Source organism: Shewanella mangrovisoli (assembly GCF_019457635.1).
GTDB lineage: Bacteria > Pseudomonadota > Gammaproteobacteria > Enterobacterales > Shewanellaceae > Shewanella > Shewanella mangrovisoli.
The window spans coordinates 3,615,549-3,637,120 of the sequence record NZ_CP080412.1 but is presented as its reverse complement, the minus strand read 5'-3'; the positions used below and the strand labels follow the sequence as shown (position 1 = coordinate 3,637,120).

Below are 21,572 nucleotides of genomic sequence, written 5' to 3'. Positions count from 1 at the left end.
AGGCTGTATGCGACTCGATCGTATGACCAATAAATTTCAGCTTGCCATCTCAGATGCCCAGTCGCTCGCGCTCGGGCGTGATCATCAGTTTATCGAACCGTTACATTTGATGATGGCGCTGCTCAACCAGGATTCTGGTTCAATCCATCCTTTGTTAACCCAAGCTGGCATTCGGGTGAGTGCGCTGCGCTCGCTCTTGAGCCAAGAGCTTGAACGTCTGCCACAAGTCGAAGGCACTGGCGGCGATGTGCAATTATCCCAAGGTTTAATTCGCTTATTAAACCTGTGCGACAAGTTGGCGCAAAAGCGCAAAGACAAATATATCTCCAGTGAGTTGTTTGTCTTAGCTGCACTCGAAGGCAGCGATGCCTTAGCGCAATGCTTAAAGAAATCCGGCGCCACCAAAGAGCTGCTGGAGCAAACCATTGAGCAAGTGCGCGGTGGTCAGAATGTGGATGATCCTAACGCGGAAGACCAACGCCAAGCGCTGAAAAAGTTCACTGTCGATCTCACCGAGCGTGCCGAGCAGGGCAAACTCGACCCTGTGATTGGCCGTGACGATGAGATCCGCCGCACCATTCAAGTGTTGCAACGCCGTAGTAAAAACAACCCTGTGTTGATTGGTGAGCCTGGCGTGGGTAAAACCGCGATTGTTGAAGGCCTCGCTCAGCGTATTGTGAACGGTGAAGTGCCTGAAGGAATTAAAAATAAACGCGTTTTATCCTTAGACATGGGCGCACTGATTGCGGGCGCTAAATACCGTGGTGAGTTTGAAGAGCGTTTAAAAGCCGTGCTTAACGAGCTGGCACAGGAAGAAGGCCAAGTAATCCTCTTTATCGACGAGTTGCACACTATGGTGGGCGCGGGTAAAGGCGATGGCGCCATGGATGCGGGCAATATGTTAAAGCCTGCGCTGGCCCGTGGCGATCTTCACTGTGTGGGCGCGACCACTCTCGACGAATATCGTCAATATATTGAAAAGGATGCCGCCCTTGAGCGCCGCTTCCAAAAAGTACTAGTGGATGAGCCTAGCGTTGAAGATACCATTGCGATTTTGCGTGGTCTCAAAGAGCGTTACGAGCTGCATCACCATGTGGAAATTACCGACCCGGCGATTGTGGCGGCGGCGACTATGTCGCACCGTTATGTGTCGGACCGTAAATTACCCGATAAAGCGATCGACTTGATTGACGAGGCGGCATCGAGCATCCGTATGCAGATGGATTCTAAGCCTGAATCCCTCGACAGATTGGAGCGTCGTGCTATCCAGTTGAAACTGGAAGAGCAGGCATTAGCCAAAGAAAACGATGAGGCGAGCCGCCGTCGACTCGACCATTTACGCGTCGAGTTACATGAGGTTGAGGCTAAGGCGTCGGAGCTTAATGAAATCTGGCGCACCGAAAAAGCGGCGCTAGCGGGGACTCAGCATATTAAAGCTGACCTCGAACAAGCTCGGATGGATTTAGAAGTGGCACGCCGCGCGGGCGATCTAACCCGTATGTCCGAGCTGCAATATGGCCGTATTCCAGAGCTTGAAAAGCAACTGGACTTAGCATCGCAAGCCGAAATGCAGGACATGACGCTGCTACGCAATAAAGTCACTGACTTAGAAATCGCCGAAGTGCTATCAAAGGCGACGGGGATTCCGGTTTCTAAGATGCTTGAAGGCGAGCGTGAAAAGCTACTGCAAATGGAAGTGGCACTGCATGAGCGGGTGATTGGCCAAAACGAAGCCGTGGATGCGGTCGCCAATGCGATTCGCCGTAGCCGCGCAGGGCTTGCCGATCCGAATCGTCCTATTGGTTCGTTCCTGTTCTTAGGACCAACCGGTGTGGGTAAAACTGAGCTATGTAAGTCGTTGGCTAAGTTCCTCTTCGATACGGAATCGGCCTTAGTGCGCATCGACATGTCTGAATTTATGGAGAAACATGCGGTTTCCCGTTTAGTTGGTGCGCCTCCAGGCTATGTCGGCTATGAAGAGGGCGGTTACTTAACTGAAGCGGTGCGCCGTAAACCTTATTCAGTGATTTTGCTCGATGAGGTGGAAAAGGCTCACCCAGACGTGTTCAACATTTTGCTGCAGGTGTTGGATGATGGCCGCTTAACCGATGGTCAAGGTCGTACCGTCGATTTTAGAAATACGGTGATCATCATGACCTCAAACTTAGGCTCTGACATTATCCAAGAAGGATTCGGTCACCTAAGTTACAGCGAAATGAAGAGCGCGGTGATGAATGTAGTTACCCATAGCTTTAGACCCGAGTTCTTAAACCGGATCGATGAGTCTGTGGTATTCCATCCCTTGGATGCGGAAAATATCAAGCATATTGCTTCTATCCAAATTGCTTCATTGCGTAAGCGTTTGGCAGAGAAAGACTATACGCTGGAGATCACCGACGAGGCATTATCGTTAATCGCCGAAATTGGTTTCGACCCGGTTTATGGCGCAAGACCGCTGAAACGTGCCTTGCAGCAAGAGATAGAAAACCCATTAGCGCAAAAATTACTGCGTGGCGATTTACTGCCCGGCAAACCTATCAAGGTCAGTTGCGTCGATGGTGAGTTGGTATTCGAGCAATAATTTGCGCGGATGGTTACCGTGCTAAATGCTGCTTAACCTAAACAAAAAACCGAAGTCTTAGACTTCGGTTTTTTTATATCTATATGCTACTGATAAAGTGTTCGCTAACCCTAAAAGAGTGGCTAGCAGTAGCGTGGCTTTGCTATTAAGGCTTCGGTCGATCCTATAACAAACGTAGAGCATTATTTCTTATTGCAAAACAGTTTTATCCGCTGCTGATTCTCGCTAATTGCCGCTTGGCGTTCTTCTTCTGTCATCGCGACAGGTTCTTTATTACCGTCTGCTTGACGGGTAAGTTTGGTATGAGTCGTTAACACATCTAAATTATGTTTAGCATTTTCACAAATCGCTTCGGCTTGCTTAGCGTCTTTCTCTTTAATTAACGCCGCCGACTTTTCGGACTCGGACATTTCAGGGGGGGCATCTTTTTTAACGGGAGCGATATAGCCAATCTTACCTGGCTCGATATCTTCGCTATAAAGTTGCTGCGTTTTAGATTGCTCCTGCTCCGGTGGTTGTTGACTGTAATGGGTGACACCATTCTCATCAACCCAAGTGTAAATCACCCCAGCTAATACGGGCTGAGTGAGCAGCATTAAGCATGCAATCCGCAGAAACATTGCGCTAACCTTGGCTTTTCTTAACATAAAAATCATCCCTAAGGGCCACCATCGACATGATAGTAAAATATGCTATCTTGAAGCCTACTTCCATTTCAGCTCATAGCTTTATAAGTGTATGCAAAATTCTTCGAATCAAACAGTAAAGAATAAAGGTATCTATTTACTGCCAAATTTATTCACCACTGCAGGCTTGTTTTCCGGTTTCTATGCTGTGATTGCCTCTATGAATGCTAACTTTGAAGCGGCGGCGATTGCGATTTTTGTGGCCATGATTTGCGATGGCTTAGACGGCAGAGTGGCAAGGTTAACGAATACGCAAAGTGACTTTGGTGCCGAATATGACAGCATGGCGGACATGGTGTCATTTGGTATGGCGCCTGCGTTGCTCGCCTATAATTGGGCGCTTGCGGATTTAGGCAAGGTAGGTTGGCTGGCTGCATTTATCTATTGTGCGGGCGCTGCATTAAGGCTTGCTCGTTTTAATACTCAGGTAGGCGTGGCAGATAAACGTTATTTTCAAGGCTTAGCGAGTCCTGCGGCTGCGGCAGTTATTGCAGGTAGCATTTGGCTTGGCAATCAATATAGCCTTGATGGTAAGAATATCAGTTGGATAGCCGGATTGATTACGGCTATTACGGGATTATTAATGGTGAGTAATTTCCGTTATCACTCATTTAAGGAAATTGACTGGCGCGGCAAAGTGAATTTCATTGCTATCTTATTTGTGGTTGGCGTGTTTGTGGTGGTGTCGGTGCAACCAGCATTAATTCTCTGTATTGGTTTTTACCTCTACGCCATCTCTGGGCCAGTGATCACTATTCGTACCGTGAGAAAACTAAAAGTGGCACACATTGTGGGCGATGGAGAGCATGAAAAGGAGCTGGACGCGGGAGAGGGGGCCAAGAGTTCGACAAATTCTGCGGATAAGCCTTAGGCCGACAGTTCCTACATTCACAAGCTTTTATTCCATGAGTTAGTTCTACGGTTCAAGAGTCGCTATTCGTTACTCTTGAACCGTTTTTCTCATCCGACATATATACATCTATATATGCAAAAGTTTTAAAGCGTCCTTTCTTAAGGCTATTCAGTCTATAGAATTCCCTGCACATCCATGCCGCGTATGCCAAACTTATCAACCCAAGTGACAAAGATTGCAGCATATTTATCCGATACTTGCCGTTTTGCTGGTTATTTGTTCACTTGACGTAATTTGTTAAAAAAGCCCTTGCACAAAAAGTTCTGCTGCCTATAATGCGCATCCACTGACACGGCGGACAGCGAAAGCGAATGCGGTATCAGTGCGAATCGAATGCAAAATGTGCACTTGATTCGAAAGCATCAAGAAGTTTGCAAAAACGCCTTGACGCCAAATGGGAAATGCGTAGAATACGCAGCCCTGACCCGCTGAGCGGTAACGCGAAGTGAATGGTCAAATGCTCTTTAACAATCTAAACAAGAAATCTGTGTGGACACTCACAGGTGTTGAGTTAATCGAAATTACTCTGTCGTTTGGCGAGTAATCAAAATTTACATCAATGAATGAGTGTTCATAGCAATATGTACAGTTTGTTTTGGCTTTTGAGTTGAAACGACAAATCAGAATTCATTGAGCCGAACCTTCGGGTTCACAAAACTTTTAATTGAAGAGTTTGATCATGGCTCAGATTGAACGCTGGCGGCAGGCCTAACACATGCAAGTCGAGCGGCAGCACAAGGGAGTTTACTCCTGAGGTGGCGAGCGGCGGACGGGTGAGTAATGCCTAGGGATCTGCCCAGTCGTGGGGGATAACAGTTGGAAACGACTGCTAATACCGCATACGCCCTACGGGGGAAAGGAGGGGACCTTCGGGCCTTCCGCGATTGGATGAACCTAGGTGGGATTAGCTAGTTGGTGAGGTAATGGCTCACCAAGGCGACGATCCCTAGCTGTTCTGAGAGGATGATCAGCCACACTGGGACTGAGACACGGCCCAGACTCCTACGGGAGGCAGCAGTGGGGAATATTGCACAATGGGGGAAACCCTGATGCAGCCATGCCGCGTGTGTGAAGAAGGCCTTCGGGTTGTAAAGCACTTTCAGTAGGGAGGAAAGGTTGTAAGTTAATACCTTGCAGCTGTGACGTTACCTACAGAAGAAGGACCGGCTAACTCCGTGCCAGCAGCCGCGGTAATACGGAGGGTCCAAGCGTTAATCGGAATTACTGGGCGTAAAGCGTGCGCAGGCGGTTTGTTAAGCGAGATGTGAAAGCCCCGGGCTCAACCTGGGAATTGCATTTCGAACTGGCAAACTAGAGTCTTGTAGAGGGGGTAGAATTCCAGGTGTAGCGGTGAAATGCGTAGAGATCTGGAGGAATACCGGTGGCGAAGGCGGCCCCCTGGACAAAGACTGACGCTCAGGCACGAAAGCGTGGGGAGCAAACAGGATTAGATACCCTGGTAGTCCACGCCGTAAACGATGTCTACTCGGAGTTTGGTGTCTTGAACACTGGGCTCTCAAGCTAACGCATTAAGTAGACCGCCTGGGGAGTACGGCCGCAAGGTTAAAACTCAAATGAATTGACGGGGGCCCGCACAAGCGGTGGAGCATGTGGTTTAATTCGATGCAACGCGAAGAACCTTACCTACTCTTGACATCCAGAGAATTCGCTAGAGATAGCTTAGTGCCTTCGGGAACTCTGAGACAGGTGCTGCATGGCTGTCGTCAGCTCGTGTTGTGAAATGTTGGGTTAAGTCCCGCAACGAGCGCAACCCTATCCTTATTTGCCAGCGCGTAATGGCGGGAACTCTAGGGAGACTGCCGGTGATAAACCGGAGGAAGGTGGGGACGACGTCAAGTCATCATGGCCCTTACGAGTAGGGCTACACACGTGCTACAATGGCGAGTACAGAGGGTTGCAAAGCCGCGAGGTGGAGCTAATCTCACAAAGCTCGTCGTAGTCCGGATTGGAGTCTGCAACTCGACTCCATGAAGTCGGAATCGCTAGTAATCGTGGATCAGAATGCCACGGTGAATACGTTCCCGGGCCTTGTACACACCGCCCGTCACACCATGGGAGTGGGCTGCAAAAGAAGTGGGTAGCTTAACCTTCGGGAGGGCGCTCACCACTTTGTGGTTCATGACTGGGGTGAAGTCGTAACAAGGTAGCCCTAGGGGAACCTGGGGCTGGATCACCTCCTTACCTATACGACTAACTCGATGTTTGTTGAGTGTTCACACAGATGGCTTGTTGAACTTCTCGAAAGAGGAGGGAGAGCGAAATGCACCGCTTGCCGGTAAGCATTGTTCTTTAACAATTTGGAAAGCTGATAGTAATTAATACAATGATGTCTGTCGTTGTGTTAATACGAAAAATTGAGTTCTTAAAACACTTTTTAAGTGTCTTGAATATTCAAGTCTAAGGCGAGTCCATCTTCTTGGTCGAAGATGAGACAAGTAAAACCAGCTGGTCGCAACAGCGCAAGTGATGTGAAACTCATTTGGGTTGTATGGTTAAGCGACTAAGCGTATACGGTGGATGCCTTGGCAGTCAGAGGCGATGAAGGACGTAGTAACTTGCGAAAAGCGTTGGCGAGCTAGTAACAAGCATTTGAGCTAACGATGTCCGAATGGGGGAACCCAGCAGCATAAGCTGTTATCGTAACGTGAATACATAGCGTTGCGAGGCAAACGAGGGGAACTGAAACATCTAAGTACCCTTAGGAAAAGAAATCAACCGAGATTCCCCTAGTAGCGGCGAGCGAACGGGGATTAGCCCTTAAGTCAGAGGGGTGTTAGTGGAATGGTCTGGAAAGTCCAGCGGCACAGGGTGATAGCCCCGTACACGAAAACTAACCTTTGATGAAAACGAGTAAGGCGGGACACGTGATATCCTGTTTGAATATGGGGGGACCATCCTCCAAGGCTAAATACTCCTGACTGACCGATAGTGAACCAGTACCGTGAGGGAAAGGCGAAAAGAACCCCTGTGAGGGGAGTGAAATAGAACCTGAAACCGTATACGTACAAGCAGTGGGAGCGGTTCTTGAGACCGTGACTGCGTACCTTTTGTATAATGGGTCAGCGACTTACGTTTTGTAGCGAGGTTAAGCGAATAGCGGAGCCGTAGGGAAACCGAGTGTTAACTGCGCGTTTAGTTGCAAGGCGTAGACCCGAAACCCGGTGATCTAGCCATGGGCAGGTTGAAGGTTGAGTAACATCAACTGGAGGACCGAACCGACTAATGTTGAAAAATTAGCGGATGACTTGTGGCTGGGGGTGAAAGGCCAATCAAACCGGGAGATATCTGGTTCTCCTCGAAAGCTATTTAGGTAGCGCCTCGGACGAACACCTTTGGGGGTAGAGCACTGTTAAGGCTAGGGGGTCATCCCGACTTACCAACCCTTTGCAAACTCCGAATACCAAAGAGTGCTATCCGGGAGACAGACGGCGGGTGCTAACGTCCGTCGTCAAAAGGAAACAACCCAGACCGTCAGCTAAGGTCCCAAAGTGTATGTTAAGTGGGAAACGATGTGGGAAGGCTTAGACAGCTAGGATGTTGGCTTAGAAGCAGCCATCATTTAAAGAAAGCGTAATAGCTCACTAGTCGAGTCGGCCTGCGCGGAAGATGTAACGGGGCTAAACATACCACCGAAGCTACGGGTGCAATCCATTAGGGTTGCGCGGTAGAGGAGCGTTCTGTAAGCCGTTGAAGGTGAAGGGGTAACCCACACTGGAGGTATCAGAAGTGCGAATGCTGACATGAGTAACGATAAAGGGGGTGAAAAACCCCCTCGCCGAAAGACCAAGGGTTCCTGTCCAACGTTAATCGGGGCAGGGTGAGTCGACCCCTAAGGCGAGGCCGAAAGGCGTAGTCGATGGGAAACAGATTAATATTTCTGTACTTCCGCTAACTGCGATGGAGAGACGGAGAAGGCTAGGCTAGCGCGGCGTTGGTAGTCCGCGTTTAAGGTGGTAGGTGGGTGACTTAGGCAAATCCGGGTCACTATACACTGAGAGCTGATGACGAGTCCCCAAGGGGATGAAGTAGTTGATGCCATGCTTCCAGGAAAATCTTCTAAGCTTCAGGTTAGCGGGAATCGTACCCCAAACCGACACAGGTGGTCGGGTAGAGAATACCAAGGCGCTTGAGAGAACTCGGCTGAAGGAACTAGGCAAAATGGTACCGTAACTTCGGGAGAAGGTACGCTGCTGTTGGTGATGGGACTTGCTCCCTAAGCTGACGGCAGTCGCAGATACCAGGTGGCTGCAACTGTTTATCAAAAACACAGCACTGTGCAAAATCGCAAGATGACGTATACGGTGTGACGCCTGCCCGGTGCCGGAAGGTTAATTGATTGGGTTATCGCAAGAGAAGCTCATGATCGAAGCCCCGGTAAACGGCGGCCGTAACTATAACGGTCCTAAGGTAGCGAAATTCCTTGTCGGGTAAGTTCCGACCTGCACGAATGGCGTAATGATGGCCACGCTGTCTCCAGCCGAGACTCAGTGAAGTTGAAATTGCGGTGAAGATGCCGTATACCCGCGGCTAGACGGAAAGACCCCGTGAACCTTTACTATAGCTTGGCACTGAACATTGACCCTACATGTGTAGGATAGGTGGGAGACTTTGAAGCGGGAACGCTAGTTCTCGTGGAGTCGTCCTTGAAATACCACCCTTGTAGTGTTGATGTTCTAACTTGGGCCCCTAATCGGGGTTAAGGACAGTGCCTGGTGGGTAGTTTGACTGGGGCGGTCTCCTCCCAAAGAGTAACGGAGGAGCACGAAGGTTGGCTAAGTACGGTCGGACATCGTACGGTTAGTGCAATGGCATAAGCCAGCTTAACTGCGAGACAGACACGTCGAGCAGGTACGAAAGTAGGTCATAGTGATCCGGTGGTTCTGAATGGAAGGGCCATCGCTCAACGGATAAAAGGTACTCCGGGGATAACAGGCTGATACCGCCCAAGAGTTCATATCGACGGCGGTGTTTGGCACCTCGATGTCGGCTCATCACATCCTGGGGCTGAAGTCGGTCCCAAGGGTATGGCTGTTCGCCATTTAAAGTGGTACGCGAGCTGGGTTCAGAACGTCGTGAGACAGTTCGGTCCCTATCTGCCGTGGGCGTTGGATGATTGAGGGGAGTTGCTCCTAGTACGAGAGGACCGGAGTGAACGAACCGCTGGTGTTCAGGTTGTCATGCCAATGGCATTGCCCGGTAGCTATGTTCGGAATCGATAACCGCTGAAAGCATCTAAGCGGGAAGCGAGCCCCAAGATGAGTCATCCCTTGGACTTTAAGTCCACTAAAGAGCCGTTCGAGACTAGGACGTTGATAGGTCAGGTGTGTAAGCGTTGTGAGGCGTTGAGCTAACTGATACTAATGACTCGAGAGGCTTAACCATACAACCCAGATGGGTTTTGCTAAGAGTACTTAGCTTGAATACAAACACTTAAGAAGTGCAACTCAAACAGCTTTCTGAATTCATTTACTGCCTGCGACGATAAGACGGGTAGTGAATAACAAATTTGCTTGGTGACAATAGCATTGTGGTCCCACCTGATCCCATCCCGAACTCAGAAGTGAAACGCAATCGCGCCGATGGTAGTGTGGGGTCTCCCCATGTGAGAGTAGGTCATCGCCAAGCGCCTAAATAAACAGAAAAGCCCTAGCATAAACCGCTGGGGCTTTTGTGTTTATACGCTCCGCGAAAAGCTACCTCTATGTCGACCCGCCGCTAAGCGGGCTCCCCAGCTACGAAGACAAGCTTCTTCGCGTTCAATTCATGGCTAAATACTGCGTATTTATAGTGCTATGATTTCACCCCCATGTGGGAGTAGGTCATTGCCAAGCGCCTAATTAAACAATAAAGCCAGCTGAAGAAGCTGGCTTTTTTGTTTTTGGCGTTTTCAATTTCAACGTTCTATTCTTCAAAATACTTCTCTAATTACTGACTTCTTTAATTTATTGCCTCATATGCAGTGTTAATAGAGAGCGACTTTTTGCTCCGTTTTCTTCATTCTTCAACACTTTTAGCATCATTCCTTTAAATATCAGCTTGGTCCAAATACTGTAGCGCACCATATTGAGGTTCCTGTGATTTTTGTTCTTATAGGACTAATCGTTAAATTCAAAGCTCGTACTTTTTGTATGCTCGTTTAAGGGAGATTTTGAGCCTTATTGTCAGCCCGTTTGCTTTTAGTTGTATCTTGGCTCGTATCTTTATCCCGTCCTCACTCCTCAACAAAAATCTCTGCTTTACTGTTTCATTAACGAATATTCATTTTATCGCTCGTTCACTAAGGATCCCTCAGACACTTGTTGCTGATCTTATGTAAATTGGTCTTACCAATTTACATTCAGCGATTGAGTTTGCTATCAATGGATATGTTGTGTAGTTGTAAATTTAATACTTGATGTGGGTTGAGAAGCTGGAGGAGGTACTGACGTGAAAGGGGAGCTAACACAACAGCTTTTAGATGCTGTTGGCATCATGTTATTGGGCATGGGGCTAGTCTATTTATTTTTAAGTGTATTGATATTAGGTGTACATCTGGTTGCTAAGTGGTGCCGTGAAGAGCCCAAAGTAGCAGAGCCGTTAAAGGTGAATGATGCGAGCTCAATCGGAGCTGCAAACACCTTGGATCCTAAATTGGTGGCTGCGATCAGCTTAGCCGTCCAGCAGTATCGTTCTCAGGCTAAATAATGGAGCGCCATATGAACCGAGTAAATTCGATTGTGGCGTCTAAGCCATTACAGTTAACCGATGTTGTCTTGAGGGATGCACATCAGTCTATTTTAGCAACGCGTTTACGCATTGATGACATGCTTCCGATTGCACCTCTGCTAGATAAAGTGGGATTTTGGTCGCTCGAGTCTTGGGGCGGAGCGACCTTCGATGCCTGCATTCGTTATTTGGGTGAAGATCCTTGGGACAGGAGCCGTGAGTTGAAAAAGTTAATGCCTAATACGCCTCAGCAAATGTTACTGCGCGGACAAAACCTTTTGGGTTATCGCCATTATGCCGATGATTTAGTGACACGTTTTGTCGAACGTGCCCATGCCAATGGTGTGGATGTGTTCCGTATCTTTGATGCGATGAATGATGTGCGTAACCTTGAGATGGCGGTAAAGGCGGTGCGTGATGTCGGTGGGCACGCGCAGGGCACAATTTCTTATACGACCAGCCCCGTTCATACGGTTAATACATGGGTCGATATGGCAAAGCGTCTTGAGGACATGGGCTGCCATTCGCTGTGCATTAAAGATATGGCGGGTCTACTCAAGCCGATGGAAGCCTTTGAGCTTATCAGTCGCTTAAAATCACAAACTCAACTCATGCTCTCATTGCATTGTCACGCCACCACTGGCCTGAGTACTGCTACCTATCAAAAGGCGATAGAGGCGGGAATCGATGTGCTCGATACCGCGATTTCTTCCATGAGCCAAACCTATGGTCATACGGCAACTGAAACTGTGGTTGCTATGGTGGCGGAGACTGAGCGTGAAACTCACTATGACCTTGCCTTGCTTGAAGATATTGCCGCTTATTTCCGTGAGGTGCGGAAAAAGTACGCCAAGTTTGAAGGGGCGTTAAAGGGCATTGATTCACGCATTCTTCGCGCTCAAGTGCCCGGTGGCATGTTGACGAACATGGAGAGTCAGCTCAAAGAACAAGGCGCGGCCGATAAGCTCGATGCTGTGCTGGAGGAGATCCCTCGGGTACGTCAGGATTTAGGTTTTCTGCCTTTGGTTACCCCAACCTCGCAAATTGTTGGCTCACAGGCGGTTATCAACGTACTGATGGGGCAAAGATATCAATCGTTGACGAAAGAGACTGAAGGCGTGTTAAGGGGCGAATATGGCGCCACTCCAGCCCCAGTTAATCTCGAGTTGCAGGCCAGAGTGCTAAACGGCGCGGCGGCGATAACCTGCCGTCCTGCTGATTTACTTTCACCAGAACTTGAAAACTTGCGTGCGGAGTTATTATCAAAGGCGCAGGACCAAGGGATTAGTCTCGTCTCAGAGAGTAATGAAAAGTCTCTGGACGATGATTTACTCATCTATGCGCTCTTCCCGCAGATTGGCTTACAGTTTTTAAAGCACCGTCACGATCCAACCGCCTTTGAGCCAAAACCTGAACTTGCGTCAGTGTTACCTGCTACGCCACGTGAGGCCGAAACCTATACCGTCACGGTTGAGGGGCAAACTTATGTGGTTGAAGTCGCCGAGGGTGGCGAAATCAGTCAAATCCAAGCTCAAGGTCAAGCCGCACAGCAGCTTGGTCAAACTAATCCTTCTCAGTCGAGTGCTGCGCCAGTGCCTCAAACCAGTGAAGTGAAACTTAAGATGAGTGCGCCCCTATCGGGCAATATCTTCAAAGTGCATGTTGGTATTGGTGACAAGGTGTGCGCCGGCGATGTCGTTATCATCCTAGAGGCCATGAAAATGGAAACCGAAATCCGCGCACAGGGGGATGGCATTATTACCCATCTCTTTGTGAAGGAAGGGGATTCGGTTGCAGTGGGTTCTCAATTATTGGCCTTAGCCTAGGAGTCGTTATGGATGGTTTACTGGCTTTCTGGGCCGAAACGGGCATAGCCCATTTTACTGCAGGGCAAGCTCTAATGATGGCTGTAGGCGCCTTGCTGTTATACCTTGCGATAGTGCGTGGCTTTGAGCCTCTACTGCTGTTACCCATTGGTTTTGGTGCTGTGCTGGCAAATATTCCCAACGCGGGTTTTACCGATGAGGGCGGTATGCTGTATTACGCCTACCATGTTGGGATTGAAACCGGGGTGTTTCCACTGCTGATCTTTATGGGGGTCGGAGCGCTAACAGATTTTAGTGCGCTGATTGCCAATCCAAAGACCTTGCTACTCGGCGCAGCGGCGCAGTTTGGGATTTTTGCAACCTTAATTGGGGCGATAGCGCTAAATTTGGTGCCTGGTTTTGAATTTACCATGCAGGATGCCGCAGCCATTGCCATTATCGGTGGCGCGGATGGACCTACGGCGATTTTCCTTGCCTCTAAGCTTGCGCCTGAGTTGTTGGGAGCGATTGCTGTGGCAGCCTATTCGTATATGGCGTTGGTGCCGATTATCCAGCCGCCGATCATGCGTCTACTCACGACCCAAGCCGAGCGTGAGATAAAGATGGAACAGCTCAGGGAGGTGAGTAAGAAGGAGAAGATCATTTTCCCGCTGATGGTATTGGGCTTAACGATTTTATTCTTACCCGCAGCGACTCCTTTGGTTGGTATGTTTTGCCTTGGAAACTTAATGCGTGAGTCGGGTGTGGTAGATAGATTATCGAAAACGGCGCAAAACGAGCTGATTAATATCGTCATGATTTTCTTAGGCTTAGCCGTTGGTTCTAAACTTTCTGCGGAGCAATTCTTGCGCGTCGAAACCTTGGGGATCTTGGTTCTGGGCGCGTTGGCATTCGGGATTGGTACCGCTGCAGGGGTGCTGATGGCAAAACTGATGTGCAAATTAACCAGCGGTAAGGTCAACCCGTTAATTGGCGCGGCGGGCGTATCGGCAGTGCCAATGGCGGCAAGGGTAGTGAATAAAGTGGGGTTAGAGGCTAATCACCATAACTTTTTGCTGATGCACGCCATGGGGCCAAACGTTGCTGGGGTATTAGGCTCTGCGGTGGCGGCGGGGATTTTACTGGCTGTGCTTGGCTAAGCTGCGAATTTGGAGGCTAGAGCAAAGCCTATTGTGAACCAATAGGCTTTTAAGCCGTTAACCACAGGAGCAGCATAAGCAGCAAAATCACCGTGCCGCTGATGGCTATTATGTAGATGAAGCCACGTTTTCCTTGCGCCAGCGGTAAACCATTGGCTTTTAAAAACAGTATCCACAGCAAGCAAAGGATAAGCGGGAATAAAAACAGTTTAGTCATGTTTCATTCTACTTTTAGTCAATAAGTGAAGAGTTTAACAGCTTGTTTAGCCGAAAGTCATGGATGTTTTATTCGCAATAAGTGAAATACGGATAATAAAAAAGACCGCATCTAAGCGGTCTTTTTTATTGGATAAATCTTTAATGATTTATCGTGAGAGATTAATTATCGGCAATCGCAGCCGTTTGAGTCTCGTTGCTGTAAAACTGCTCAACATCAAGCTCATGTTCAGATTTGCCAATCACCACTGCGGTCATCATGTCGCCTGTGACGTTGGTCGCAGTGCGGATCATATCGATAATACGGTCGATGGCGGCAATAAAGGCGATACCTTCTAGGGGCAAACCAATCACGCCTAAGGTAACAGTTAACATCACCATGGCGCTGCCTGGCACGCCAGCGGTACCGACGGAGGCAACAGTGGCTGTGACGGCAATCATCACATAATCTAAGGTGTCGAGTGGAATACCGTAAATTTGAGCGATAAAAATCGCGGCAATTGCAGGGTAAATACCACCACAGCCATCCATGTTCATGGTGGCGCCGAGCGGCATAACGAAGGCGCTATAACGCTTTGATACGCCCATGGTTTCAACCGCTCTGGTACTGGCGGGCAGAGTGCCGAAACTTGAAGAGGTACTAAAAGCCACTAATTGCGCAGGCATGGCCTTACGGAAAAATTGCACAGGGCTTAAGCCCGCGGCAAATTTAACCAGTCCGCCGTAGACAAAAATCATATGGATAAGGGCGGCAATATAGATGGCTGCAATAAATTTGCCTAGAGGTAATAGGGTCGATAAACCATATTCACCCACTACCCAAGCCATTAAACCAAATACGCCAATTGGGGTGAGTTTAAGCACCATGCGTGTCAGTTGGAACATGACCTCGGCACCCGCTTCGATGGTGCGTTTTAGTGGCTCTGCTTTCTCACCAACTTTGTTGATGGCAATACCGACTAATGCAGCAAATACAATGATCTGCAGCACTTTTCCATCCGCCAGTGAGGCAAAGGGATTGACTGGGATCATATCGAGCAGCACCTGCGCAAAGCCTGGAATATTGCGCTCACGCACTTCCGTGGTGGCCAGTTGCATTGTGCCGCCCATATCGATAAGCGAGCCAACCGCTAAACCAATCAGTGAGGCGACAGTGCCTGTCAGCATGAACATGCCTAAGGTCTTAAGACTTAAGCGTTTGAGATTCGTTTGAGAGCCGAGCGAGGTGATACTGACCACAATCGCACAGAAGACCAGTGGCGCAACCAGCATCTTAATGGCGCTGATAAACAAATCGCCAAGGGGTTTAAGCACGGTAGCGGTTTCGCCTAAAAGTACGCCAACGAGCGCACCTAAAATAAAGCCTGCGAGGACTTTTTGCCAAAAAGGAATGCGGCTAATGGTTTGAAGGATCATGCGTTTTCCAAAAATATATCATTACAAGCCCATGGACCTGAGATGCTAGTATGAGTATCCACTTGAAGTGAATGAACTTATACCAAGCGACGAGTCAGGTACAGGACATTTTTTGCCATTAAAGGCATTGTATCGGCTGTGATAGGGTTATAACAAACCGATTTTCTTATAACTTATTGTGATAAATGAGTTTGTTGTGAAATGGTTAGTCGCTACATCCTTTTAACGCTGTGGTAGCTCACTGTTTGATAGCGTGAAAGAGCAGTAATTTCATAGGGTAAGCTTTTATGTCTGAATTAAGCATGATGTTTTCTGGGGCTTTTTTAGCCGCGACCTTGTTACCGGGAGGATCAGAAGTTTTACTGATTGCGTTGCTGAATAAAGCGCCGCAAGCTTGGGTCGCATTAGTGGTGGTGGCCAGTGTGGGCAATACCTTAGGGGCGATGACGAGTTTTTATCTAGGGAGGTTCGGTCGGTTTGCAAAGTCCCCCGAGGCCCTAAGTGAGGGAAAGCATGCCAAAGCCTTAGCCCTTATTGAGCGTTACGGTGTTTGGTCGTTATTGTTGTCGTGGGCGCCAGTGATTGGCGATCTATTATGTTTATTGGCGGGATGGTTAAAGCTTAGGGCGCTCCCCGCATTAGTGATGATTTTGATCGGCAAAACCCTGCGTTACCTTATTGTGGCGGCCGCCACATTACATTGGTTTAGTTAGTTTTTAAACGTGTTGTTCGGTTAAAGGATGATAAGGCTGCAAAGGAAGTCCTTGTATTACTTGGAACTTTGCAGGGTTTAATGAGTCTGAACTCATTATTGATACCGAGCATTCTACAGGGGCTAATTTTTTAGCCTATTGATGTATAAGGGGAATACCTTGAAAAAATGGATATTAGCGGTCGCGATCTCCGCCGCACTCGCAGGTTGTGCCAGCCAAACCTCAACTCAATTACCCGCGGGCGTAAAGTTAATTGAAAATGTGCAACTGAAGGACTCTGAAGTCGGTATTCCCTTTAAAAAATATCAGCTTGCCAATGGTCTAACGGTTATTTTGCATCAAGATCATTCCGATCCCTTAGTGCATGTCGATGTGACTTATCACGTCGGCTCGGCCCGTGAGCTCGCTGGCCGTTCAGGCTTCGCCCATTTATTCGAGCATATGATGTTCCAGGGCTCTGAGCACGTCGCCGATGAGCAACATTTTGAGGTGGTGACCGAGGCGGGTGGCACGCTGAACGGCTCAACCAATACCGACAGAACCAACTACTTTGAGACAGTCCCTAGCAATCAGCTTGAGAAAATGCTCTGGCTCGAGTCTGACCGCATGGGCTTTTTGTTGCCGGCACTAACCAGCGAAAAGTTTGAAGTACAGCGCGAGACAGTGAAAAACGAGCGTGCTCAACGTATTGATAATCAACCCTATGGCCGAATGAGCGAGCGCTTTAATCAGGCGATGTTCCCGGTCGGTCATCCCTATTCTTGGCCTGTGATCGGTTGGCCTGAGGATCTTAACCGCGCCACAGTGGATGATGTGAAACACTTTTTCCAGCGCTGGTACGGCCCGAATAATGCCACACTGACGATTGGCGGCGATTTTGATGAGCTGCAAGCCTTAGCCTGGGTAAACAAATACTTTGGTGAAATCCCCCGTGGCCCTGAGGTTCAGCCAGAGCCTAAGACCTTAGTTACGCTCGATAAGACGCGCTATATCTCGATGGAAGATAACGTGCATCTGCCGCTGATCCGTATCGGCTTTCCGACTGTGTATGCCAGCCATCCCGATGAAGCCGCGCTGGATTTATTAGCCAATATCCTCGGTGGCGGTAAAACCTCACTCGTTTACAAAAACTTGGTTAAGGATGGTTATGCAGTACAGGCAAGCGTGAGCCAACCCTGCCAAGAGTTAGCCTGCCAGATGTCGATTTATGCCTTAGCCAATCCGCAAAAAGGTGCGACCCTAGCCGAACTTGAGCAGCGTATTCTCGACTCGATTAATGAGTTTGAGCAGCGCGGTGTGACTGATGATGACCTGCAAAAAGTGAAAGTGCAGTTTGAGGCCGATACCATTTTTGGCCTGCAGAGCGTAAAGGGCAAAGTGTCTATGCTTGCCTTGAATCAAACCATGTTTGGTGAGCCGAATAAGATTGCAGTAGACCTTGCGCGCTACGCCAATGTGACCAAAGACGATGTGATGCGGGTATTTAAAAAGTACATCAAAGACAAGCCTATGGTGGTGATGAGTGTGGTGCCACAGGGAATGACGGCTTTAGTCGCTCATCCGGATAACTTCACCCCTCAAACCTTGCCTGTGGCGGATACGGCTGTAGAGGGGGATTTACCCGCTGCCAAGTTGGTGTCAAGTTTCGACCGCTCCAAAATGCCAGCCTCTGGCGCGGCGCCCGTGCTTAAAGTCCCGACGATTTGGACCACTAAGTTAGCCAATGGCATCGAAGTGATGGGCACTCAAAGCAGCGAAACCCCGACTGTGGAGTTAGTGATTTATCTTAACGGCGGACACAGATTAGTACCCGTTGAAAAGGCTGGGCTGGCAAGCCTAACCGCTGAGATGCTGAATGAGTCGACGCAAAAGCGCTCAACCGAGCAGTTGTCGCAGGCGCTTGAGATGCTCGGCAGTACGGTGGACTTTAGTGCCTCCGAAACCCAGAGCATGATTAAGGTGTCGGCGCTTACCGAGCACTTGGATGAAACCTTAGCCATTTTAGAAGAAAAGCTGTTCCAGCCTGCGTTTAACGAGGCCGACTTTGCGCGGGTTAAGCAACAACAGTTGCAGCAAATTCAGCATATGCAGTCAGATCCTGGCTATGTCGCCAACTCTGCGCTGTATAGCTTGCTTTATGGTAAGAATAACGCTCAAGGCGTGAGTGATGCGGGGACCTTAGATTCCGTTGCTGCGCTGACTCTTGCGGATGTGAAGGCGTTTTATGCTGAACAGTACCGTGGTGCAAACGCTAAAATCATTACGGTAGCGGATCTGCCAGAAAATGCATTACTTCCTAAGCTTGCTAGATTGAGTCAATGGCAAGGGGAGGCGAGTACATTGCCGCCACTCAAGTCATTCCCAGCTCTGAAGGGCGGGACTATCTATCTGATCGATAAACAGGGCGCCGCTCAGTCGGTGATTAACATTGCGAAACGTGCCTTACCCTATGATGCAACAGGCGATTATTTCAAATCTTACCTGATGAACTATCCGCTTGGTGGTGCCTTCAATAGCCGTATTAACCTCAATTTACGTGAGAACAAGGGTTATACCTATGGGGCTCGTAGCTCATTCACCGGTGGCGTCGAAGTCGGTGACTTTGTGGCCTCGAGTGATGTGCGTACCGATGTGACGGCCAAGGCGGTAAATGAATTTATCAAAGAGATCAAAGCCTATCAGCAGAATGGGATGACAGATACTGAGCTCGGCTTTATGCGTAACTCGGTTTCCCAAGGGCAAGCATTGGATTATGAGACGCCTTATCAGAAGGCCGGCTTTATGCGGATGATCCAGCGTTACCAGCTGAGCCAAGATTTTACTACCGAGCAGGACAAAATTATAAATACTGTAACAAAAGATGAACTCAATGCCCTCGCGGCTTCCGAGCTAGATATCTCGAAAATGATCATCTTAGTTGTCGGGGATAAGGCTAAAATTGAAGCAGATTTAGCAACTTTAGGCTATCCAATTGAAACTTTAGTATTGTAAATTAGCTTTTCGACCCAATATAAATTGCAGACAAGCTAATTGTGCAGCACAACCTCGCTGCCAGTCTAAAGTATTAACGAGTAAGACGGTGACAGCATTAGCTGTCACCGTCTGCGTTTTATCGTAGAAGAATGTAATTAGGCTTGCCCCACGGACAGGTTTAGATTTATTTTGAGGCGTATTTTGAAAGATAAGCCTCAAAATAAAGGTCTGACTGTTAACCTTGTCGCGATAGCGAATCACCAATCAGAGAAGCGCAAATTGAAGCCATTCAATGAATTAGTACAACATTTCTCGGACGCTCAAGGGCGTGCCGCACTCCTTGGCATGTTACGTGGAATTGAGCGTGAAGCGCTGCGTATCGACGAGTCAGGCTACCTTGCGTTAGATGGTCATCCATTAGAGCTTGGCTCGGCATTAACGCATTCGCGTATTACGACAGATTACAGTGAAGCACTGCTTGAATTTATCACTCCGGTGAACAATCAAGTTGGCCCCCTATTGCAAGGACTGACCGAGACCCATGCCTTTAGCGTGCGTCATTTGCATGGTCAGCGCCTGTGGCCTGTGAGCATGCCATGTTACGTGAAGGATGAGCAGAATATTCCAGTCGCCCGTTATGGCACTTCGAACACGGGTAAGATGAAAACCTTGTATCGCAAGGGCTTAACCTACCGTTATGGCGCCCTGATGCAGATTATCTCTGGGGTGCATTTTAACTTCTCGGTATCGCAGGAGTTATGGCAAAGCCTCTATGAGCTGAGTGATAAAAGCGTGAGCTTTGAGGATTTTATCTCCGAATCTTACTTTGGCCTTATTCGTAATTACCGCCGTTTAGTCTGGGTGTTACCTTATCTGTTTGGGGCATCACCTGCGCTGTGTAGCTCGTTTATCAAGGGGCAGAAGACCGATTTACGCTTTGAAAAATCGGGCCGTGGCACCTTGTATCTACCCTATGCGACTTCGCTGCGGATGAGCGATTTAGGTTACACCAATAAAGAGCAAGAAGATCTTAATATCATTTATAACTCCCTGCCCGAGTATCTGGCTGGGGTGAGAGCCGCGATTAAGATGCCATCGGCCAACTTTGCCAATATCGGGGTGAAGGTGGATGGTGAATATCGCCAGCTCAATGCCAATGTGCTGCAAATTGAAAACGAATTTTACTCGCCTATCCGTGCTAAACGCGTCACCAAAAGCGGTGAGAAACCCTCTGAAGCCCTTGCCCGTGCGGGGGTTGAATATATTGAGGTGCGTGCATTAGATGTAAACCCCTTCAGCCCGATTGGGATTGAAGAGAACCAAGTGCGTTTCCTCGACTTGTTTTTACTCTATTGCTTATTAACCGAGTCGCCTAAGTGCGATGTGGCAGAAGAAGCCCGTTTAAGTGCTAACTTAAAATCCGTCGTGCTTGAAGGCCGTAAACCAGGGCTCGAGTTATTAACCGAGACAGGTACACGCTCACTGCAAACGTGGCTTTTGGATCTGTTTGAGCATTTGGATGCATTGGCCAAATTGCTCGATGGTGATAAACAGGACTACCAAGTGGCCTTAGCTCATTGGCGCGAAGCCGTGAATGACCCACAAAAGACGTTGTCAGGGCAAGTCATCCAACAATTAATCACTAACGGCCAAGATCATGGACAATGGGTGATGTCACTGGCGCAGCAATATCACCAATACTTTATGGATTACCCCTTATCAGCCGAAGTTGTCAGCGATTATCAAGCCGAGGCGCAAGCATCGCTTAACAAGCAAGCGGACATCGAAGCGGCGCAAAGTGCGGTATCCTTTGATGATTATCTGACGGACTATTTCGGGACTTCATCCTAATGAGTCACTATTTAACTGGGCACAAACTTACACTTGCCGCTAGTCTACTTGGGCTCACGGCATTGTTGTCTGGTTGTGCCTCTTCGCCTGAAGATGACTTAAGTTGCGGCACTGTGTCCGGGTATTTACAGCCCGATGCCAGCACCCATTGGTATCGCGTAGTGGTGACCCATCTCAATGGTAAGCCTGTGGTGTCTAAACCTAATTATCAATTGGCACCGGGGGAATATGAGTTCACTGTCGCCGAGCTGATTGATGATCCTTCCCTTGGGGTTTCCCTCAGTTCGCGTACTCCTAAAACCTTCAAGTTAATGGTGGAAGGGCATCAGCGTTACCATATTGGTGCCTTATTCCATACGGATAAGCGCTATATGGGTAAAGATACCAACTATTGGGAGCCTGGTGTGTGGCAGCAAGAAAACCATGAATGCCAGTTTGATCTCAGCCCTGAAACAAAATAGTCCGATTTAACAATGGATTGTCATTTCTGTTAATGAGTTTGGCCTGATAATAGGCGTTAAGGTGATCTTAG

Annotated in this window: 12 protein-coding genes and 3 rRNA genes; 12 read left to right on the top strand and 3 right to left on the bottom strand. The window is 48.6% G+C overall.

The window, feature by feature from the left end:
- Positions 1–7 precede the first annotated feature (7 nt).
- Positions 8–2,581: an ATP-dependent chaperone ClpB gene (gene clpB, locus K0H60_RS15880; protein ID WP_220056322.1), complete on the top strand. Its 2,574-nt coding sequence runs from the start codon at positions 8–10 to the stop codon at positions 2,579–2,581.
- Between the two features lie 182 nt (positions 2,582–2,763).
- Here the strand turns inward: clpB and K0H60_RS15875 are convergent, their stop codons facing one another.
- On the bottom strand, positions 2,764–3,228 hold the full coding sequence (locus K0H60_RS15875) for a DUF4124 domain-containing protein (RefSeq protein ID WP_011717991.1): 465 nt from the start codon (positions 3,226–3,228) through the stop codon (positions 2,764–2,766).
- 91 nt (positions 3,229–3,319) lie between these two features.
- On the opposite strand from K0H60_RS15875, the gene pssA reads away from it, so the two are divergent.
- The 7 genes from pssA to K0H60_RS15840 all read left to right on the top strand — a co-directional run bounded on the left by pssA (position 3,320) and on the right by K0H60_RS15840 (position 13,871).
- Positions 3,320–4,138 carry a CDP-diacylglycerol--serine O-phosphatidyltransferase gene (pssA, locus tag K0H60_RS15870; protein WP_220056321.1) on the top strand — a complete coding sequence of 273 codons (819 nt, stop codon included), beginning with the start codon at positions 3,320–3,322 and terminating at the stop codon, positions 4,136–4,138.
- 703 nt (positions 4,139–4,841) lie between these two features.
- Positions 4,842–6,382 (top strand): 16S ribosomal RNA (locus tag K0H60_RS15865).
- A gap of 309 nt (positions 6,383–6,691) precedes the next feature.
- Positions 6,692–9,583, top strand: a 23S ribosomal RNA gene (locus K0H60_RS15860).
- 127 nt (positions 9,584–9,710) lie between these two features.
- Positions 9,711–9,826, top strand: a 5S ribosomal RNA gene (gene rrf / locus K0H60_RS15855).
- The 16S, 23S and 5S rRNA genes sit together here, the layout of an rRNA operon.
- A gap of 846 nt (positions 9,827–10,672) precedes the next feature.
- The gene (locus tag K0H60_RS15850) at positions 10,673–10,885 is read left to right on the top strand and encodes an OadG family protein (protein ID WP_434086675.1); all 213 of its coding nucleotides are present in this window, start codon (positions 10,673–10,675) and stop codon (positions 10,883–10,885) included.
- 11 nt (positions 10,886–10,896) lie between these two features.
- Entirely contained in the window at positions 10,897–12,732 is a 1,836-nt protein-coding gene (gene oadA, locus K0H60_RS15845; protein WP_220056319.1) for a sodium-extruding oxaloacetate decarboxylase subunit alpha, read from the top strand.
- Positions 12,733–12,740: 8 nt separating this feature from the next.
- Positions 12,741–13,871, top strand: a complete 1,131-nt coding sequence (locus K0H60_RS15840) for a sodium ion-translocating decarboxylase subunit beta (protein WP_220056318.1) — start codon at positions 12,741–12,743, stop codon at positions 13,869–13,871.
- 49 nt (positions 13,872–13,920) lie between these two features.
- On the opposite strand, the gene K0H60_RS15835 is transcribed toward K0H60_RS15840, so the two are convergent.
- Both K0H60_RS15835 and K0H60_RS15830 read right to left on the bottom strand, forming a co-directional pair.
- Positions 13,921–14,088: a hypothetical protein gene (locus K0H60_RS15835; protein ID WP_011623730.1), complete on the bottom strand. Its 168-nt coding sequence runs from the start codon at positions 14,086–14,088 to the stop codon at positions 13,921–13,923.
- Between the two features lie 161 nt (positions 14,089–14,249).
- Positions 14,250–15,503, bottom strand: a complete 1,254-nt coding sequence (locus K0H60_RS15830) for a dicarboxylate/amino acid:cation symporter (protein ID WP_220056317.1) — start codon at positions 15,501–15,503, stop codon at positions 14,250–14,252.
- 287 nt (positions 15,504–15,790) lie between these two features.
- Here K0H60_RS15830 and K0H60_RS15825 point away from each other — a divergent pair, with 287 nt between their 5' ends.
- The 4 genes from K0H60_RS15825 (at position 15,791) to K0H60_RS15810 (ending at position 21,501) form a co-directional block, all read left to right on the top strand.
- Positions 15,791–16,216, top strand: a complete 426-nt coding sequence (locus K0H60_RS15825; RefSeq protein ID WP_220056316.1) for a YqaA family protein — start codon at positions 15,791–15,793, stop codon at positions 16,214–16,216.
- Positions 16,217–16,357: 141 nt separating this feature from the next.
- Complete coding sequence (locus tag K0H60_RS15820; protein WP_220056315.1) at positions 16,358–19,207, top strand: M16 family metallopeptidase; 2,850 nt, start codon at positions 16,358–16,360, stop codon at positions 19,205–19,207.
- A gap of 183 nt (positions 19,208–19,390) precedes the next feature.
- Positions 19,391–21,040, top strand: a complete 1,650-nt coding sequence (gene gshA / locus K0H60_RS15815) for a glutamate--cysteine ligase (RefSeq protein WP_220056314.1) — start codon at positions 19,391–19,393, stop codon at positions 21,038–21,040.
- On the top strand, positions 21,040–21,501 hold the full coding sequence (locus K0H60_RS15810) for a hypothetical protein (protein ID WP_220056313.1): 462 nt from the start codon (positions 21,040–21,042) through the stop codon (positions 21,499–21,501). The genes gshA and K0H60_RS15810 overlap by 1 nt, the downstream gene beginning before the upstream one ends.
- Positions 21,502–21,572: the final 71 nt, after the last annotated feature.

Excerpts from the sequence above, each read along its gene's own strand:
- K0H60_RS15835 (WP_011623730.1), bottom strand. The coding sequence starts at position 14,088 with ATGACTAAACTGTTTTTATTCCCGCTTATCCTTTGCTTGCTGTGGATA.
- K0H60_RS15840 (WP_220056318.1), top strand. The coding sequence starts at position 12,741 with ATGGATGGTTTACTGGCTTTCTGGGCCGAAACGGGCATAGCCCATTTT.
- K0H60_RS15825 (WP_220056316.1), top strand. The coding sequence starts at position 15,791 with ATGTCTGAATTAAGCATGATGTTTTCTGGGGCTTTTTTAGCCGCGACC.
- oadA (WP_220056319.1), top strand. The coding sequence starts at position 10,897 with ATGAACCGAGTAAATTCGATTGTGGCGTCTAAGCCATTACAGTTAACC.
- K0H60_RS15875 (WP_011717991.1), bottom strand. The coding sequence starts at position 3,228 with ATGTTAAGAAAAGCCAAGGTTAGCGCAATGTTTCTGCGGATTGCATGC.
- K0H60_RS15810 (WP_220056313.1), top strand. The coding sequence starts at position 21,040 with ATGAGTCACTATTTAACTGGGCACAAACTTACACTTGCCGCTAGTCTA.
- clpB (WP_220056322.1), top strand. The coding sequence starts at position 8 with ATGCGACTCGATCGTATGACCAATAAATTTCAGCTTGCCATCTCAGAT.
- K0H60_RS15850 (WP_434086675.1), top strand. The coding sequence starts at position 10,673 with ATGTTATTGGGCATGGGGCTAGTCTATTTATTTTTAAGTGTATTGATA.
- K0H60_RS15830 (WP_220056317.1), bottom strand. The coding sequence starts at position 15,503 with ATGATCCTTCAAACCATTAGCCGCATTCCTTTTTGGCAAAAAGTCCTC.
- K0H60_RS15820 (WP_220056315.1), top strand. The coding sequence starts at position 16,358 with ATGTATAAGGGGAATACCTTGAAAAAATGGATATTAGCGGTCGCGATC.
- pssA (WP_220056321.1), top strand. The coding sequence starts at position 3,320 with ATGCAAAATTCTTCGAATCAAACAGTAAAGAATAAAGGTATCTATTTA.